The sequence below is a fragment of the Brachybacterium rhamnosum genome (assembly GCF_039526185.1).
Lineage (GTDB): Bacteria > Actinomycetota > Actinomycetes > Actinomycetales > Dermabacteraceae > Brachybacterium > Brachybacterium rhamnosum.
Window position 1 is genome coordinate 1,337,313 of sequence record NZ_BAAAIS010000002.1, and the last position, 15,534, is coordinate 1,352,846.

Genomic DNA, 15,534 nt, shown 5'->3' on the forward strand with positions numbered 1-15,534 from the left:
GCATGCGTGCAGGGCAGGCGGACGACCTCCTCCGCGACCTCTCCCTGCCGCTGACCCGTCGCGGCTGCCTCACCCACGTCGAGCACCTCCCCGAGCGGGAGGGGAAGCGCGGAACGTTCCCGGAGTGGACGGACCCGCGGCTCGTGGAGCATCTCGCCGCACGCGGCATCACCGCGCCGTGGACCCATCAGGAGCAGGCGGCGACGCTCGCCCACGAGGGGAAGCACGTGGTGCTGTCCACGGCGACCGCCTCCGGGAAGTCGCTGGCCTACCTGCTGCCCGTGCTGAGCGCCGTGGGGGCGCGCGAGCTCGACCACGCGGCGCCGCGGGCCACGGCCCTCTACCTCGCCCCCACCAAGGCGCTCGCCGCGGACCAGCTCACGAACATCACCGCGATGGCGGACGGCGCCGGGATCCGCGACGCCCGGGTCGCGGTGTACGACGGCGACACCCCGACCGAGCAGCGGCGGTGGATCCGCCGGCACGGCTCGGTGGTGCTCACGAACCCGGACATGCTGCACTTCGGGATCCTGCCGGGCCATGAGCAGTGGGCCTCCTTCTTCCGGGCCCTGCGCTACGTGGTGATCGACGAGTGCCACAGCTACCGGGGCGTGTTCGGCAGCCACGTGTCCCTCGTGATGCGGCGGCTGCGGCGCATCGCCGCCGCCTACCGGGCCGAGCCCACCTTCGTCCTCGCCTCGGCGACGACCGCGAACCCGGAGCTCTCCGCGTCCCGGCTCGTGGGGGAGGACGTCGTCGCGGTGACCGAGGACGGCTCCCCGCGGGCCGGGCTCACCGTGGGGCTGTGGGAGCCGGGCACGCGCGAGGCGGCGATCGACGGCCGCCCGCTCGGGGACGATGCAGGACCCCCCGCTGCCCCCGACTCCCCGGGGCGCCGTCGCAGCGAGGAGCCGCTGCGGCGCTCGGCGACCTCCGAGGCCGGGGCGCTGCTCGCGGAGCTCGTCGCGGCGGACGTCCAGAGCCTCGTCTTCGCGCGGTCGCGCCGGGGTGCGGAGCTCGTCGCGAGCGGTGCCCGGCGGCTGCTCGAGCAGCAGGCGGAGCAGCACGGATCCGGCGCCCTCGCGGATCTCGCCGGGCGGGTGAAGGCGTACCGCGGCGGCTACCTCGCCTCCGAGCGCCGCGCCCTCGAGGACGACCTCCGCTCCGGGGAGCTGCGGGCGCTCGCCTCGACCAACGCCCTCGAGCTCGGCATCGACATCGCCGGTCTCGACGCGGTGATGATCGCCGGCTGGCCCGGCACCCGCGCCTCCCTGTGGCAGCAGATGGGCCGCGCGGGGCGGAAGCAGACCGGGCCCGGGGCGCTCGCCCTGTTCGTCGCGCGGGAGGACCCGCTGGACACCTACGTCGTCCACCATCCCGAGACGGTGTTCGGGGCGGAGGTCGAGGCGGCGGTGTTCGACCCCGCGAACCCGTATGTGATGACCCCGCACCTGTGCGCGGCCGCCTCGGAGCTCGCGATCAAGGACGGCGAGGAGGGGATCTTCGGGCCCACGGCGCGGGAGCTGCTGACGACCCTCGCCGCGCGCGGCGTGCTGCGCCGCCGCCCCACCGGCTGGTACTGGACGCTCAGCGAGTCGGCCCATGACCTCACCGACCTGCGCGGCAGCGGCGGGGAGCCGGTGCGGATCGTCGAGGCGGGCAGTGGCGCGCTGCTGGGCACGGTGGACGCCGCGAGCGCCCACACCCAGGTCCACGACGGCGCCGTCTACCTCCACCAGGGCCGCTCCTACGTGGTGGACCACCTCGACGTGGACCAGGCGGTCGCGATGGTGCACCGCGAGGACCCCCTGCACTCGACGCATCCGCAGTCCCAGTCGACGATCCGGATCCGGCAGGCGGACCGCGAGGTCGAGTGGGCCGACGGCGTGCGGCTGTGCTTCGGCACGGTCGACGTCACGGACCAGGTCACCGGCTACCAGGTGCGGGACGTGTTCACCCAGGCGGTGCTCGCCCAGCATCCCCTGGACCTGCCCGCCCGCACCCTCACCACGAAGGCCGTGTGGTGGGTCGTGCCGAAGGCCCGCACCGACGCCGCGGGCATCCCCGACGAGGAGCTCCCGGGGGCGCTGCACGCCGCGGAGCACGCGGCGATCTCGATGCTCCCGCTGCTCGCGACCTGCGACCGCTGGGACATCGGCGGGGTCTCCTCCGCGCACCACGAGGACACCGGCGAGCCGACGATCTTCGTGTACGACGGCGCGCCGGGCGGTGCGGGCTTCGCCGAGCGCGGGGCCGACGACGCCGCGGCCTGGCTGCGGTCCACGGCGGACATGATCGCCGAGTGCCCCTGCGAGAACGGGTGCCCCGCGTGCGTGGTCTCCCCGAAGTGCGGCAACGGCAACGAGCCGCTCAGCAAGCCGCGCGCCGAGGAGCTGCTGGCCCTCCTGCACCCCTGAGGCCGCCGCGCTCACGGCAGCTCCGCGGGGCCGGGGCCCGCCCGGGAGCGGGCCCCCATCGCGCCGAGCGGTGCGGCGTCGACCTCGACCCGGACCAGCACGTCCCAGCCCTGCACCTCGCAGGAGACGAGACGCGCCTCGTTGCGGGCGGCGGCCTCACCGGCGACCGTGCACGGGTCGCCGCTCGCCGCGGCGAGGGAGTCCGCCCCGGCGAGGGAGGCGAGATCGGCGGCGGTCTCCGCCCGGGACTGGGCGAGCAGCCCCGCGCCCAGCAGCGTGAGGCCGGCGACCGCGGTCGTCATCGCCCCGGTCCAGGCGAGCACCCCGGCGGCGCCGGTGCTCACGGCTGTCCTCCGCCCGCAGCATCCTCGCCCGGTCCGGCCCCACCCGGCCCACCGCCTCCCGCGCCGCCCTCGAGCAGCTGCGGCTCGAGGTGGGCCTGCGCATCGGCGCGCAGCTCCCAGTGGGCGCCGCCGAGCAGCGGGGCGTCCGCGCGATAGGTGCGCCGCGCCTCGACCCGCACCCAGCTGCCGTCCCCGCCGATGCTCACCGTGGTGCCCTCGCCGCCCAGGCGCTGCGCGACCTCGGCGGCGGTGCTCGGGTCCTCCCCGCGCGCGAGCTCGCGGGCGGCGCCGCGGGCCGCGCTCTCCAGGCGCACCTGGGCCCCGATGCCGAGGCCCGCGACGAGCAGCACGGCGACCATCGCGACCACCACGGGCAGCACGATCGCCGTCTCCGCGGTGGCGGATCCCTGGTCCTCCCGCAGGCGGGAGGACCAGGGCCGCCGTGGCATCAGGACCCCTTGGACAGGGCCGAGGTGATGATGCCCATGAGCAGCTCGCGGACCTCGCCGGAGGCCAGCAGGGCCACCAGCACGGCGGCGAAGCCGCAGGCGGCGAGCACGGTGATGGCGTACTCGGCGGTCGAGGCGCCGGTCTCGTCCCGCAGGGCGCGGTCCAGTCGGGAGCGCAGGCGCTCCAGGGTGAGGGACATGGTGTCCTCCTTCTTCTCGGTGACGGCGGACGCCGTCGGGGTGACGCCGGCGGGTGCCGGCGCCGGGCGTGCCCGGGAAGGGCCCGCCCACCGGGGTGTCCCGGTGGTCGTGGGGGAGCGGTGCGGGCTCACAGCGCCTCGCCGCTCAGTCCGACGGTGCCGCCGAGCAGCGACATGACGGTGGGGACGATGCCGAGCACGACGAAGGCCGGCAGCAGCGTCACCCCCGTGGGGACGACGAGCGTGACGCCGAGCCGGGCCGCGCGCTCCTCCGCCGCCCGGGCCTGGCCGCGGCGGGCATCGCGAGCGGCGGAGCGGAGCACCGGGGCGAGATCCGCGCCGGACGCCTCGGCGAGCGCGGCGGACTCGCCGAGCGGGGCGAGGGCCGGGGGCAGGGCGCGGGCGGCGAGGTCGACGGGGATCCCGGCGCGCAGGGCGGTCGCGAGACGGGAGAGGGCCTGCCGCTCGGGGGACTCGGTGAGCGCCTCCGCGACGGCGGCGCAGGACTGCGCGAGCGGCAGACCGGCACCGAGGGCGCCCGCGACGAGCTCGAGCAGCACGGAGGGGTCCACCCCGGTGCTCCGCGCCGGGTCCGCGCGCTGCAGCAGGCGGCGCATCCACCACCAGCCGGCGGCGGTGAGCAGCACCCCGAGGACCAGCAGGACGCGCCCCGCGGCGGTCGTCGCGAGCAGTCGCAGCGGGTCGCCGCCCAGCAGCATGCCGAGGCCCAGCCCGGCGAGCGGCAGCACGAGCAGGATGCGCGCCGTGGAGCGGGGGCCCGCGAAGGCCGTGCGCCGTGAGGAGGCCGCGTCGTGGAGGTCCCGCAGCGCCTCCGCGAGGGAGCGCAGCACGGCCGCCGTCGGTGCGCCGGTGCGCTCGCAGACGGCGAGCGCCGCTCCGAGGGAGGCGACCGGGGCGGAGCCGCGCAGGGCACCCGGCGCGCTGCGGCGGGGGTCCGCTCCCGCGGCGGCCGCCCGGGCGAGATCGGCGAGGTCGCCGGGCGGGAGGCTCCGCGCGACGGCCGCCCAGGCTCCGCGGAGGCTCGCGCCGGTCGCGAGCACGGTGGCGAGCCGCTCCACGAGACGGGCGAGATCGAGCGTCCCGGCGCGGGTGGGGCGCGGGGTGGCCGGTGCCGCCACCTCGCGGACGACGGAGGAGGGCGCGGGCAGCAGCCAGGCGAGAAGCGCCATCGCCGCGATCATGAGTCCGACGACGATCACGGCTCCCGCCTCCCCACGGTGCCGGCCGGAGCAGGAGCCGGAGCCGGGGCGAGGCGGGCGGCGAGGGCCTCCGCTCCCGGTCCCTCGAGGATCCGCTCGCCCGCGGTGCGCAGCGCGGTGCGGGCGACGAGCACCCCCTGGTCGTCCCTCCCGAGCACGGCGATCTCCTCGAGACGCCGCACGCCCTCCCGCCTCCCGAGGTGGACGACGACCTCGAGGGCGCTCGCGACCTGGGCGGCGAGAGCATGGCGGTCGAGCCCGCCGAGGGCGCCGAGCGCCTCGAGACGCGCGGGGACGTCGGCCGCGGTGTTCGCGTGGACGGTGCCGCAGCCGCCCTCGTGCCCGGTGTTGAGGGCCTGCAGCAGCTCCCGGATCTCACCGCCGCGGCACTCGCCGAGCACGATGCGGTCCGGTCGCATCCGCAGGCTCTGGCGCACGAGGGCCGTGAGATCGACGCCCCCCGCGCCCTCGGTGTTGGCGTGCCGGGACTGCAGGTGCACCACGTGCGGGTGGGCGATCTCGAGCTCGAGGACGTCCTCGACGACGACGATCCGCTCGTCGGGCAGCGCCGCCTGCAGCAGAGCCGCGAGCAGGGACGACTTGCCGGTCCCCGTGCCGCCCGTGACGAGGAAGGGCACACGGGCGCGGACGATCGCGAGCAGCACCTCCTGCACGGCGGCGGAGAAGGCCCCGTGGGCCGCGAGCGCGTCGAGGTCCCAGCGGCGACGGCCGGGCAGGCGCAGGGAGATGATCGCGCCGCCGGGGGAGAGCGGCGGCAGGACGGCGTGGAAGCGGATGCCGGAGGGGAGGTGGGCATCGGCCCAGGGCACGGCGTCGTCCAGCCGGTGACCGCCGGCCGTCGCGAGGCGCACCGCGAGGTCACGGGCCTCGGTGGCGGTCAGGTGCACCGCCGTCCGCCGCAGCCCCTCCGCGTCGTCGCGCCAGACGGAGCCGTCCTCGTTGACGAGGAGGTCGGTGACGCCCTCCGCGGCGAGTCCCTGGAGCGGGCCGAGCCCCTCGACGTGGTCGCGCACGGTCTCGGTGAGCTCGAGCATGGTCGCCGCGCCCACGACGACGCCGGCCTCCGCGAGCACCCGGGCGATCCGGGGCACGTCCACCGGTCCGGGCGCGTGGACCAGATCCGCGCGGACCCGGCCCAGGAGGTCGGCGCTCGCGGCCGCGGCGGTCATCGCGCACCGCCGTCCCGGAGGTCCTCCAGGAGCTCCTGGCAGGCGCGGTCGGCGCCGCGGCGGCGCACGTCGAGCAGGGGGACGGCACCGCGCGGGGAATCGCGGAAGTCTGCCGCGAGGGGCAGGCCGAGGTCGGCGGCGACCTCGCCGGGAGCCAGGGGCCCGCGGCGGCGGACCACGAGCGCGGCGAGGCCGGGCGGCAGGTCCCACCGGTCCAGGCGCCGGGCGGCGGCGCGGACGGCGTGGTCGCTCGCGGGGACGAGCACCAGCAGCCGGTCCAGCTGCCGAGCGGCGGCGGGCACGAGGTCCGCGCCGAGGTCCACGACGACGGTCCCGCCCCGGGGTCGCAGCGCGGCGAGGACGCCCGCGAGTGCGGGTGCGCTCGCGCCGGCGCCGTCGGGCCCGCTCGTGAGCAGCCGGATGCCGTCCACCCGGGGCAGGGACTCGCGCAGCGCCTCACCGTCCTCGACGCGAAGGGCGGCCGCCTCCCGCCATCGCCCACCTTCCGTGGGCGGCGCCTCGACGAGCAGGTCGAGGCCCCCGCCCAGCGGATCGGCGTCCACCAGCGTCACGTCCCCCTCGGGCCCGGCGCCGCCGGAGCTCCGGGAGCGGCCGGCGGCCCCGGCGAGGCGGGCGGCGAGGCTCGAGGTGCCGGCGCCGCCGCAGCCCCCGGCGACGCCCACGACGAGCGCGGCGTCGTCGGGCCTGCTGAGGGCGGCGAGCTCGGCGAGGAGACGATCGGACCGGGCGGGGAGGGGGAGGACGGCGCGGGCCCCGGCGGCGAGCGCGGCCTCCCACACCGCGGAGGGCACGGCGGACTCGTCGACGGCGTCGACGACGACCAGCAGCGGGAGCGGACGATCGGCGCGCGGAGGCCCGGCGAGCAGCGCGGCAGGGTCGAGGACCTCACAGGCGGCGGCCGCGGAGTCGTCCTCGAGGAGCGGGGAGCCGACGGCGGTCGCATGGTCCCGCACGAGGTCGCGGAGGTGGGGGTCCGCGCCGCGCCAGCGGGTCCGGGCGCCGCCGGTGCCGGGGCGGGGGAAGCGCGCGGCGCGGCGCGGGTCGACGACGCCGGGGCCGTGGCCGGTGCCGGCGGTGAGGAGAGCGGATTCGCTGGTCATGGCGACATCGTGGGCGGCGGAGCGCCGCGATGGGGCCCGGTGGGCGTCGCTGTGGACGGCGGCGCGATGGGGAGGAACCGTGCCGCCGCGCCTCCCCGGCGGGCCCCTCGTCCCCCGTCCACGCGAGTGCTTGCGCCCCCGGCGGGCCGGGCGTAGTGTGACGTGGACAACGACGAATATCGGCACCGGAACCCACGTGCGACTGGTCCCCGCAAGCGGACCGGCTGTGAGGCGTCGACAGCGCCACCGCAGCCAGACGGTTTTCACGCCTGATCCCGGTGCCGGAACGTCGAGGAGCGGCGGCCGCACAGCGGACCGCCGCTCCGTCCTGTCAGGCCCCGGTCACGCCCCGTGGCGCTGACACCCCGCGACCTCGATATCCCGAGGACGCCCCGCTCAGAGGTCGAGGTCGACGACCACCGGCGCGTGGTCGGAGGCCCCCTTGCCCTTGCGCTCCTCACGGTCGATGAAGGAGCCCGTCACGGCCTCCTGCGCCGCCGGCGAGGCGAGCACGAAGTCGATCCGCATGCCCTCCTTCTTGGGGAAGCGCAGCGCCTGGTAGTCCCAGTAGGTGTAGGTGCCCGGGCCCGGGTGCTCGGGACGCACCACGTCGGCATAGCCCGCGTCGACGACCGCGCGGAAGGCGGCCCGCTCGGGCTCGGTGACATGGGTCTTCCCCTCGAAGAACGCCATGTCCCAGACGTCGTCGTCCTGCGGGGCCACGTTGAAGTCGCCCACGAGCACGGTGCGGGAGCGCGGATCCGCGGCGAGCTCGCGCGCACCCTCGGCGCGCAGGGCGTCGAGCCAGCGCAGCTTGTACGGGTAGTGCGGGTGGTCGAGCTCGCGGCCGTTGGGGACGTACAGCGACCAGATCCGCAGACCGCCGCCCTCCGAGCCGGCGCCCACGGTCGCGCCGAGCGCCCGGGCCTCGACCACGCCCGTCTCGTCCTCCGGCCAGGTCGGCACGTCGGGCAGCTGCAGGGCGACGTCCGTGAGCCCCACGCGGGAGATGACGGCGACGCCGTTCCACTGGTTCAGCCCGTGCGCCGCGACCTCGTAGCCGGCGGCCTCGAGCGGGGCGAGGTCGAGCTGGGCGGGCTTCGCCTTGATCTCCTGCAGGGCGAGCACGTCCACCTGATGGCGGCCCAGGAAGGCCACCACCCGATCCATCCGGGCTCGCAGGGAGTTGATGTTCCAGGTCGCGATGCGCATGGGCCGATCCTACGGGCCCGCCCCGACCGCCCGGCAGGCCCCGATCGACCCGTCGCGTCACCCGCGGGCGCGGGACGGCTCTAGGATCAGCCCATGGCGCGCGCACTCGTCACCGGATCCACCACCGGCCTGGGCCTGGAGTTCGCCTGGCAGCTGGCCGGGACCGGGCACGACCTCGTCCTCGTGGCGCGGGACGAGAACCGGCTGCACACGGTCGCCGAGCAGATCCGCGACGTGCACCCCGTGCAGGTGGAGGTCCTGCCCGCCGATCTCTCCGACCGCCCCCGCCTCGACAAGGTCGCGATCCGCCTGACGGACCCCGTGGAGCCCGTGGACCTGCTGGTCAACAATGCCGGCTACGGTCTGCGCGGCGGCTTCCTCGAGATCCCCGTCGAGGACCACGAGCGGCAGATGGACACCCTCATGCGGGCGGTGCTCGTGCTCTCCCACGCGGCCGCCGGGTCGATGGTGCAGCGGCGCAAGGGCGCCATCATCAACGTCAGCTCCCTCGCGGGCTACACGACGGCCGGTCCCTACGCGGCCTCCAAGAGCTGGGTCACCGTGTTCACCGAGTCCCTCGCCATGGAGCTGCAGGGCACGGGCGTCACGGCGACCGCGCTGCTGCCGGGGTTCGTCCAGACCGAGTTCCACGAGCGCGCGTCGATGCGGATGGACGGCCTGCCGCGGATCACGTGGCTGAAGGCGCCGTTCGTGGTCGAGCAGGCGCTCAAGGACGCCTCGAAGGGGGCGGTGCTGTCCATCCCCTCGGTGAAGTACCGCACCGCCGGGGAGGTCTCGCGGATTGCGCCGCGCTCCATGGTCCGGGCGCTGACCTCGCCGAACTGGTACGGCCGTATGCAGCAGAAGGCCGTGCGCAAGGCCCGGCGCCGCGCCTCGAAGCGGGACCTGCACGCGCCGTGGCAGCGCGACGACGTCCCCTGATCGGGGACCGACCGCCCGGCCGGGACCGTCTACCCTGGGGCGCATGTCCGAGCCTGCCGCCCCCGCCGCCCCCGCCCCTGATCTCGCCGCCGATCGCGAGCGCCTCCGCGAGCTGATCCGCGACCTCGCCGTGGTGCGCGGCCGCGTGACCCTCTCCTCCGGTGCGGAGGCGGACCACTACGTGGACCTGCGCCGCATCACCCTGCACCACGAGGCCTCGCCGCTCGTGGGCCGCATCATGCTGGACCTGCTGCGCCGTGAGGGCCTCGTCCCCGGCGTCGAGGCCGTGGGTGGGCTGACCCTCGGCGCGGACCCGGTCGCGACCGCGATCATGCACGCCGCCGCGGCCGACGCCGAAGCCGCGCCGATCGACGCCTTCGTCGTGCGCAAGGCGCAGAAGGCCCACGGCCTCCAGCGTCGCATCGAGGGCCCCGACGTCACGGGCCGCCGCGTGGTCACGGTCGAGGACACGTCCACCACGGGCGGCAGCGTCCTCACCGCGTGCGAGGCGCTCACCGAGGCCGGCGCGGAGATCGCCGCGGTCGCCGTGATCGTGCACCGGGCCGACGCCTCCCGCGAGGCCGTGGAGAAGGCGGGCTACCGCTACCTCTCCGCGTACGACATCTCCGAGCTCGAGATCTGAGCGCACGCACCCCCGACACGTCGGTGGGCCGCTGTGCTCAGACAGTGCTCGACCGTCTGATCTCCTACCGCTCGTTCCTCGCAGTACGTCGATCAGACAGAGTCCGCGCCGAAGGTGTCGCAGGCCTCGACGGTGCCCTCCTGGTAGCCCGTCATGAACCAGTTCTGCCGCTGCTCCGAGGAGCCGTGGGTCCAGGTCTCGGGCTGCACCTGCCCGCCGGAGACGTCACCCTGGATGTGGTCGTCGCCCACGGCGGAGGCCGCGGAGAGGGCTGACTGGATGTCCTGGTCCGTGAGCGGCTGCAGCATCGTCACGCCGTTGTCGTCGGTCGTGGTCGAGGCGTGGTTCGCCCAGACGCCCGCGTAGCAGTCCGCCTGCAGCTCGAGGCGCACGCCGCCGGACTGCGGACCGGTCTCCTGATGATCGACCTTCGACATCGTCCCGGAGAGGTTCTGGATGTGGTGGCCGTACTCGTGGGCGACGACGTACATCTTCGCGAACTGGCCGCCGTCGGCCCCGAAGCGGGACTGGAGGTCGCCGAAGAAGCTGTCGTCGACGTAGATGGTCTGGTCCGCCGGGCAGTAGAACGGGCCGACGTCCGAGGTCGCGGCGCCGCAGCCCGTCTGCACCTGATCGGAGAAGATGACCGCCTGCGGCTCGCGGAACTCGATGCCGGAGTCCGGCCCGAGCTGCGCCCAGAGGGAGTCCGCGGACTCGACGACGCCCTGTACGAGGCACTTGTCGTCGGTGTTCGCGTCCTCGCCCGTGCTGCACTGCTCGAGCGCGCCGCCTTCCCCGGAGGAGGCGGCCTCGGTCTGGGTGCCCCCGCCGCCCAGCAGGTCCATCGGGTTCCCGCCCATGAGGGTGAAGACGATGACGATCACCAGCAGCAGGCAGCCGCCGCCACCGCCCAGGGCGATGCGACCGCCGCCCCCGCCGCGGGGGAGCATGCCGCCCCCGCCCCCGCTGCGTGTGTTGCCGGACTGGATCTCGGCATCAGGATTGAAGGTCATGGGGGCAGGGTAGACGGCAGGGGCCCCCGAGGGGGAGCGTTCAGGCGCTCCACCTACCATGGGGACGGATCGCGGCGCCGACCCGTCGCGCGAGCATCGACCCTCGAGGAGAGGATCTCTGCATGAACATCGTGGACTGGGCCGTCGCGACGATGGACCGCCTGGGAGGTCTCGGCGTCTTCCTGCTGATCTTCCTCGAGAACATCTTCCCGCCGATCCCCTCCGAGGTGATCCTGCCGCTCGCGGGCGTCGCCGCCGCCGGTCCGGAGCACACCTTCGTGGTCATGCTGCTGTGGTCGAACGCGGGCTCCCTCGTCGGCGCCTGGGTGCTGTACGGGCTGGGCCGGCTGCTGGGGCCCGAGCGGCTGCGCCGGATCTTCCTCGCCCTGCCGTTCGTGCACGTCGAGGACTACGAGAAGACGGTCGCCTTCATGGACCGCCACGGGCACAAGGCGATCTTCTTCGGCCGGATGGTGCCGGGCGTCCGCTCCCTCATCTCGATCCCGGCGGGCCTGTACGCCATGCCGTTCTGGGTGTTCAGCCTGCTCACGGTGTTGGGCAGCGGGATCTGGAACGGCATCTTCCTCACCTTCGGGTACATCCTCGGCAATAACTGGCACATCATCGAGCCGTACACCGACGTCTTCTCCAACGTCATCTACGCGGTCATCGTCATCGCCGTGATCGTGGTGGTCGTGCGGATCCTGCTGCGCGAGCGCCGCCGCCGCGCACTCGGCCTGCCCGACCCCGACGACGCGGTCCGCGAGCAGGAGCACGAGCAGGGCAAGTGAGCACCCCGGCCCCGCGCGAGGTGGGCCTCGGCCCACATCCGGAGCCGTGGCCGGTGGACGACCGCCTCGACCCCGAGCTGCTCGCCCACGGCGACCGGCGCAACGTCGAGGACCGCTTCCGCTACTGGCGACGGGAGGCGATCGTCGCGGAGCTCGACGAGCACCGCCACCCCCTGCACGTGGCGATCGAGAACCTCGAGCACGACGCGAACATCGGCTCGATCGTGCGCACCGCGAACGCCTTCGCCCTCGAGGCCTTCCACATCGTGGGCCGGCGCCGCTGGAACCGGCGGGGCGCGATGGTCACCGACCGCTACCAGCACGAGATCCACCATCCGGATGCGGCGCACCTCGTGGCCTGGGCGCGGGAGGCGGGGAGGCCGCTCGTCGCGATCGACCTCGTCCCCGGGGCGATGCCGATCGAGCGCACGCCGCTCCCGCGGGACGCGGTCCTGCTCGTGGGGCAGGAGGGGCCGGGCCTGAGCGCGGAGCTGCTCGCCGCGGCGGACCTCGTCGTCGGCATCACGCAGTTCGGCTCGACCCGCTCGATCAACGTCGCCGCGGCCGCCGCGATCGCGATGCACACCTGGGTGCAGCAGCACGCGGAGATCCCCGAGGGTCCGTTGCGCTGAACCCGCTCCAGGGACGGACGCGCACCGTCCGTGCCAGGGTGCCTATGGGACACTGTGAGCGATAGGACGACTGTGCGCTGCGCCCTCTGCGCCGACCGTCGTCGCCAGTCGCTTCAGCGAAGGAGAATGCCTCATGGCAGTCGCAACCCCGGACCAGTACGCCGAGATGATCGACCGCGCGAAGGCGGGGAAGTTCGCCTACCCGGCCGTCAACGTCTCCAGCTCGCAGACGGCCATCGCCGCGCTGCAGGGCTTCACCGAGGCCGGCTCCGACGGCATCATCCAGGTGTCCTTCGGCGGCGCCGAGTACCTCTCCGGCTCGACCGTGAAGGACCGTGTCGCCGGCTCCCTCGCGCTCGCCGAGTTCGTGCACGCCGTGGCCAAGAACTACCCGATCAACGTGGCCCTGCACACCGACCACTGCGCCAAGGAGGTCCTGCCCACCTGGGTGGAGCCCCTCCTCGAGTGGGACCTCGAGAACCGTGTGAACAAGGGCCTGGACCCGCTGTTCCAGTCCCACATGTGGGACGGCTCGGCCGTGCCGGTCGACGAGAACCTCGAGATCGCCGAGCGCCTGCTCGAGAAGACCGCCGCCTCGAAGAAGATCCTCGAGATCGAGGTGGGCGTCGTGGGCGGCGAGGAGGACGGCGTCTCCGCCGACGTCGACGAGTCCAAGCTCTTCTCCACCCCGGAGGACGGCCTGAAGACCGCCAAGGCCCTCGGCCTCGGCGAGAAGGGCCGCTACCTCACGGCCCTCACCTTCGGCAACGTGCACGGCGTCTACAAGCCGGGCAACGTCAAGCTGACCCCGTCGATCCTCAAGGACATCCAGGACGCGGTGGGCAAGGAGTACGGCAAGGAGAAGCCGTTCGACCTCGTCATGCACGGCGGCTCCGGCTCCACCCTGGCGGAGATCCAGGAGGCCGTGGACAACGGCGTCATCAAGATGAACATCGACACCGACACCCAGTACGCCTTCACCCGCCCCGTGGTCTCGCACATGTTCGAGAACTACGACGGCGTGCTGAAGATCGACGGCGAGGTCGGCAACAAGAAGGCCTACGACCCCCGCGCCTGGGGCAAGAAGGCCGAGGCCGGCCTGGCCGCTCGTGTCGTCGAGGCCTGCGAGAACCTCCGCTCGGCGGGCACCCACGCCTGAGCCGGGCCGTTCGCGGCAGAAGGCCCCCGGAGCGCTGCTCCGGGGGCCTTCCCCGTTCGTGCGGGGTGAGCGTCAGGCGCTCACCAGCGGTTGCCCGCGGCGCGGCCCATGACCCGGCGCAGGGCCGGCAGGACGTCCGCGAGGAAGATGCCGGCGATGATGATCCCGCCGATCATGAACAGCATCGACGAGCCGCCCGAGCCGATCGGGTAGGGCAGGGACAGGAAGCCGAGTAGCACCGCGACCCCCGTCAGCACGCCCCAGAAGACCTTCGACCGCTTGTCCGCGGCGGTGTAGGCGTCCGCCCGGAAGCGCAGGGCGTTCACGAGCGCCCAGATCTCCACGAGGAACAGGAGCAGGGCGAGCACGGCGAAGATCCAGAGCTGGGCGGAGGCGATCATCGGCCCAGGATACGGTCCCTTCCCGAGCGCGGGCTCCGAGGGATCAGCGCCGACGGGACGGGTCGGAGCGGTCCGTGATGAGCAGCTCGAGCGCCTCGGTCGTGGCGGGGGGCTCGACGGCGCGCATCTCCCGGGTCATCGGCCGCGGGCCGATGGAGTCGCCGTCGGCGGCGATGAGCAGGCTCGGCAGGAAGCGCTTGGCATCCTTCGCCTCGAGCCCCGTGGCCTGCAGCAGGTCGATCGCGAGCGCGCGCAGCTGCACCACGAGGGTGACGCCCTCGAAGTGGCCGGCGCGGCCGGGGCGCACGCCCTTGTCGTTCTTCAGCAGCACCTCGGGCGTGAGGTAGGCGGTGAACAGGCGGAGGCAGCGGCGCACCTCGGTGAAGTCGACCTCCTGGTGGCCGACGGCGGCACGCAGCGTCGAGACGGCGTCCTGCGCGGCGAGCAGGGCGTCGGCGAGCGTGGAGTGCGGGTCGCCGTCGACCGCCTCGAGGAACTCGACCTCGTGGCGGGCGATCACCCGGATGTTGCGCATGGCCCGGTCCGAGCCGACGAGCAGGTGGCGCAGCCGGCCGATCTCGTCGGCGTGCCGCAGGCCGGTGGGGGAGAAGGTGGCCATCTCGTTGGCGGCGTCGTTCGCGAGCCGCCACTCGTCGGTGTACTTCTGGGAGGTGTCGCGCACGGAGCGCAGGGCGGCCCGCGCGACGCCCGTGTCCCCGGAGCGCGCGGCGAGCGAGAGCGAGACCAGGGTGTTCTCGAGCTCCCGGTAGAAGGAGCGCGCGGCGCGGCGCTGGGCCCGACGGGGATCGCCTGAGAGCAGCAGGTGGATGACGATCGCGACGGCGGCGCCGGTGAGCGCGTCGAGCACGCGGCCGCCCGGGGACATGGTCGGCGTGATCGGCATGATCATGACCAGCAGCGACTGGATCGACATCTGGAAGCCGAGCACGACGGAGCGGTCGATGAAGCGGGCGAGCATGCCCGCGACGAAGACGACGACCGCGATCTGCCAGGTGCCCGAGCCGATCGTCGCCCGGGCGACCTCGCCGAGCACGACGCCCATCATCACGCCGCACGAGATCTCGACGACCTTGCGCATCTTCTTCTCGGTGCTGAAGCCGATGATGATGAAGGCGACGATCGAGGCGAAGAACGGGTGGGCGTGGCCCCAGATGAGGCCGCTGACGAAGTAGGCGGTGGCCGCGGCGACGGCGGCGCGGCCGATGCTCAGCGCGTCGACCCGGCTGCGGCTGAAGCCGTCGTGGAAGTGGCGCTCGACGCCGCCGCGCAGGCGCTCGCCGAGCGGCAGCGCCTGGGTGGGGGTGTCCGTGCCGGAGCGGCGTGCGGTCATGGTCGCACCGGGTCCTTCCCGCGCATGTCGAGCAGCTCGTCGAGGTCGAAGGTCTCGCCGTCGCGGGCGCCGCGGCCCACGACGAGCGGGGCGGGGGAGGGGTTCGGGGTGACGCCGCGGAGGCGGCTCAGCAGCGATCCGTCCACCCGCATGACGTAGAAGCGGCCCTCGGTGTCCACGGCGATCGAGCGGTCGTGCTTGAGGTACCAGCCGTGCAGGGAGGTGCGCACGCTGCCGGAGCCGGTGTACGGCTGGGCGCGCAGCGGGAGCGGGGCGATGCCCGCCTCCTGCCAGCGGCCGATCGCGGCGCGGAGCTTCGCGGTGGCGCGCTCGTGCTCCTCCTGGCGGGTACGGCGCAGGGCGTCCTCCTGGGCGGCGAGCACCTCGCGCCGGTGCGCGCTCCACGCCTGCTGCCCGCCGTCACCGTCCATGGCTGCCATCATCCCTGC

General features: G+C 74.3%; 17 protein-coding genes. 6 read left to right on the forward strand and 11 right to left on the reverse strand.

Translation table 11 applies throughout. From position 1 onward, the window contains the following. Nucleotides 1–2 precede the first annotated feature (2 nt). Nucleotides 3–2,417 carry a DEAD/DEAH box helicase gene (locus tag ABD080_RS07925; RefSeq protein ID WP_343904334.1) on the forward strand — a complete coding sequence of 805 codons (2,415 nt, stop codon included), beginning with the start codon at nucleotides 3–5 and terminating at the stop codon, nucleotides 2,415–2,417. Between the two features lie 11 nt (nucleotides 2,418–2,428). Here the strand turns inward: ABD080_RS07925 and ABD080_RS07930 are convergent, their stop codons facing one another. From ABD080_RS07930 to ABD080_RS07960, 7 genes are all read right to left on the reverse strand, one after another. Continuing rightward, nucleotides 2,429–2,761 carry an Rv3654c family TadE-like protein gene (locus ABD080_RS07930; protein ID WP_343904335.1) on the reverse strand — a complete coding sequence of 111 codons (333 nt, stop codon included), beginning with the start codon at nucleotides 2,759–2,761 and terminating at the stop codon, nucleotides 2,429–2,431. Next, complete coding sequence (locus tag ABD080_RS07935; protein WP_137769898.1) at nucleotides 2,758–3,210, reverse strand: TadE family type IV pilus minor pilin; 453 nt, start codon at nucleotides 3,208–3,210, stop codon at nucleotides 2,758–2,760. Before ABD080_RS07935 ends, ABD080_RS07930 begins: the two co-directional genes overlap by 4 nt. After that, nucleotides 3,210–3,410, reverse strand: coding sequence for a DUF4244 domain-containing protein (locus ABD080_RS07940; RefSeq protein WP_137769899.1), 201 nt, complete (start codon nucleotides 3,408–3,410; stop codon nucleotides 3,210–3,212). Before ABD080_RS07940 ends, ABD080_RS07935 begins: the two co-directional genes overlap by 1 nt. A 128-nt stretch (nucleotides 3,411–3,538) precedes the next feature. Further along, entirely contained in the window at nucleotides 3,539–4,630 is a 1,092-nt protein-coding gene (locus ABD080_RS07945; RefSeq protein ID WP_343904336.1) for a type II secretion system F family protein, read from the reverse strand. Further along, complete coding sequence (locus tag ABD080_RS07950; protein WP_343904337.1) at nucleotides 4,627–5,820, reverse strand: TadA family conjugal transfer-associated ATPase; 1,194 nt, start codon at nucleotides 5,818–5,820, stop codon at nucleotides 4,627–4,629. Before ABD080_RS07950 ends, ABD080_RS07945 begins: the two co-directional genes overlap by 4 nt. Further along, on the reverse strand, nucleotides 5,817–6,941 hold the full coding sequence (locus ABD080_RS07955) for a CpaE-like family protein (protein ID WP_343904338.1): 1,125 nt from the start codon (nucleotides 6,939–6,941) through the stop codon (nucleotides 5,817–5,819). Before ABD080_RS07955 ends, ABD080_RS07950 begins: the two co-directional genes overlap by 4 nt. A 396-nt stretch (nucleotides 6,942–7,337) precedes the next feature. Further along, nucleotides 7,338–8,153 carry an exodeoxyribonuclease III gene (locus ABD080_RS07960; RefSeq protein WP_137769901.1) on the reverse strand — a complete coding sequence of 272 codons (816 nt, stop codon included), beginning with the start codon at nucleotides 8,151–8,153 and terminating at the stop codon, nucleotides 7,338–7,340. 93 nt (nucleotides 8,154–8,246) lie between these two features. Here ABD080_RS07960 and ABD080_RS07965 point away from each other — a divergent pair, with 93 nt between their 5' ends. Further along, nucleotides 8,247–9,095, forward strand: a complete 849-nt coding sequence (locus ABD080_RS07965) for an SDR family NAD(P)-dependent oxidoreductase (protein ID WP_137769902.1) — start codon at nucleotides 8,247–8,249, stop codon at nucleotides 9,093–9,095. Nucleotides 9,096–9,138: 43 nt separating this feature from the next. Beyond that, nucleotides 9,139–9,738, forward strand: a complete 600-nt coding sequence (pyrE, locus tag ABD080_RS07970; RefSeq protein ID WP_343904339.1) for an orotate phosphoribosyltransferase — start codon at nucleotides 9,139–9,141, stop codon at nucleotides 9,736–9,738. Nucleotides 9,739–9,830: 92 nt separating this feature from the next. Here the strand turns inward: pyrE and ypfJ are convergent, their stop codons facing one another. Beyond that, entirely contained in the window at nucleotides 9,831–10,751 is a 921-nt protein-coding gene (ypfJ, locus tag ABD080_RS07975) for a KPN_02809 family neutral zinc metallopeptidase (RefSeq protein WP_137769904.1), read from the reverse strand. 122 nt (nucleotides 10,752–10,873) lie between these two features. Between ypfJ and ABD080_RS07980 the strand changes: the two genes are divergently transcribed. The 3 genes from ABD080_RS07980 (at nucleotide 10,874) to fbaA (ending at nucleotide 13,333) form a co-directional block, all read left to right on the forward strand. Next, nucleotides 10,874–11,542: a DedA family protein gene (locus ABD080_RS07980; protein WP_343904340.1), complete on the forward strand. Its 669-nt coding sequence runs from the start codon at nucleotides 10,874–10,876 to the stop codon at nucleotides 11,540–11,542. Further along, nucleotides 11,539–12,174, forward strand: a complete 636-nt coding sequence (locus tag ABD080_RS07985; protein WP_137769906.1) for an RNA methyltransferase — start codon at nucleotides 11,539–11,541, stop codon at nucleotides 12,172–12,174. The genes ABD080_RS07980 and ABD080_RS07985 overlap by 4 nt, the downstream gene beginning before the upstream one ends. A 133-nt stretch (nucleotides 12,175–12,307) precedes the next feature. Continuing rightward, nucleotides 12,308–13,333 (forward strand): class II fructose-bisphosphate aldolase, encoded by a 1,026-nt coding sequence (gene fbaA / locus ABD080_RS07990; RefSeq protein ID WP_137769907.1) that lies wholly within the window; start codon nucleotides 12,308–12,310, stop codon nucleotides 13,331–13,333. Between the two features lie 80 nt (nucleotides 13,334–13,413). Here fbaA and ABD080_RS07995 read toward each other — a convergent pair whose 3' ends face one another. From ABD080_RS07995 to ABD080_RS08005, 3 genes are read right to left on the reverse strand one after another with little or no spacing between them, the layout of a single operon-like run. Beyond that, nucleotides 13,414–13,734, reverse strand: coding sequence for a DUF2516 family protein (locus ABD080_RS07995; protein WP_137769908.1), 321 nt, complete (start codon nucleotides 13,732–13,734; stop codon nucleotides 13,414–13,416). Between the two features lie 43 nt (nucleotides 13,735–13,777). Then, nucleotides 13,778–15,085, reverse strand: coding sequence for an FUSC family protein (locus ABD080_RS08000; protein WP_137769909.1), 1,308 nt, complete (start codon nucleotides 15,083–15,085; stop codon nucleotides 13,778–13,780). Next, nucleotides 15,082–15,525 (reverse strand): hypothetical protein, encoded by a 444-nt coding sequence (locus ABD080_RS08005; protein WP_343904341.1) that lies wholly within the window; start codon nucleotides 15,523–15,525, stop codon nucleotides 15,082–15,084. Before ABD080_RS08005 ends, ABD080_RS08000 begins: the two co-directional genes overlap by 4 nt. Nucleotides 15,526–15,534: the final 9 nt, after the last annotated feature.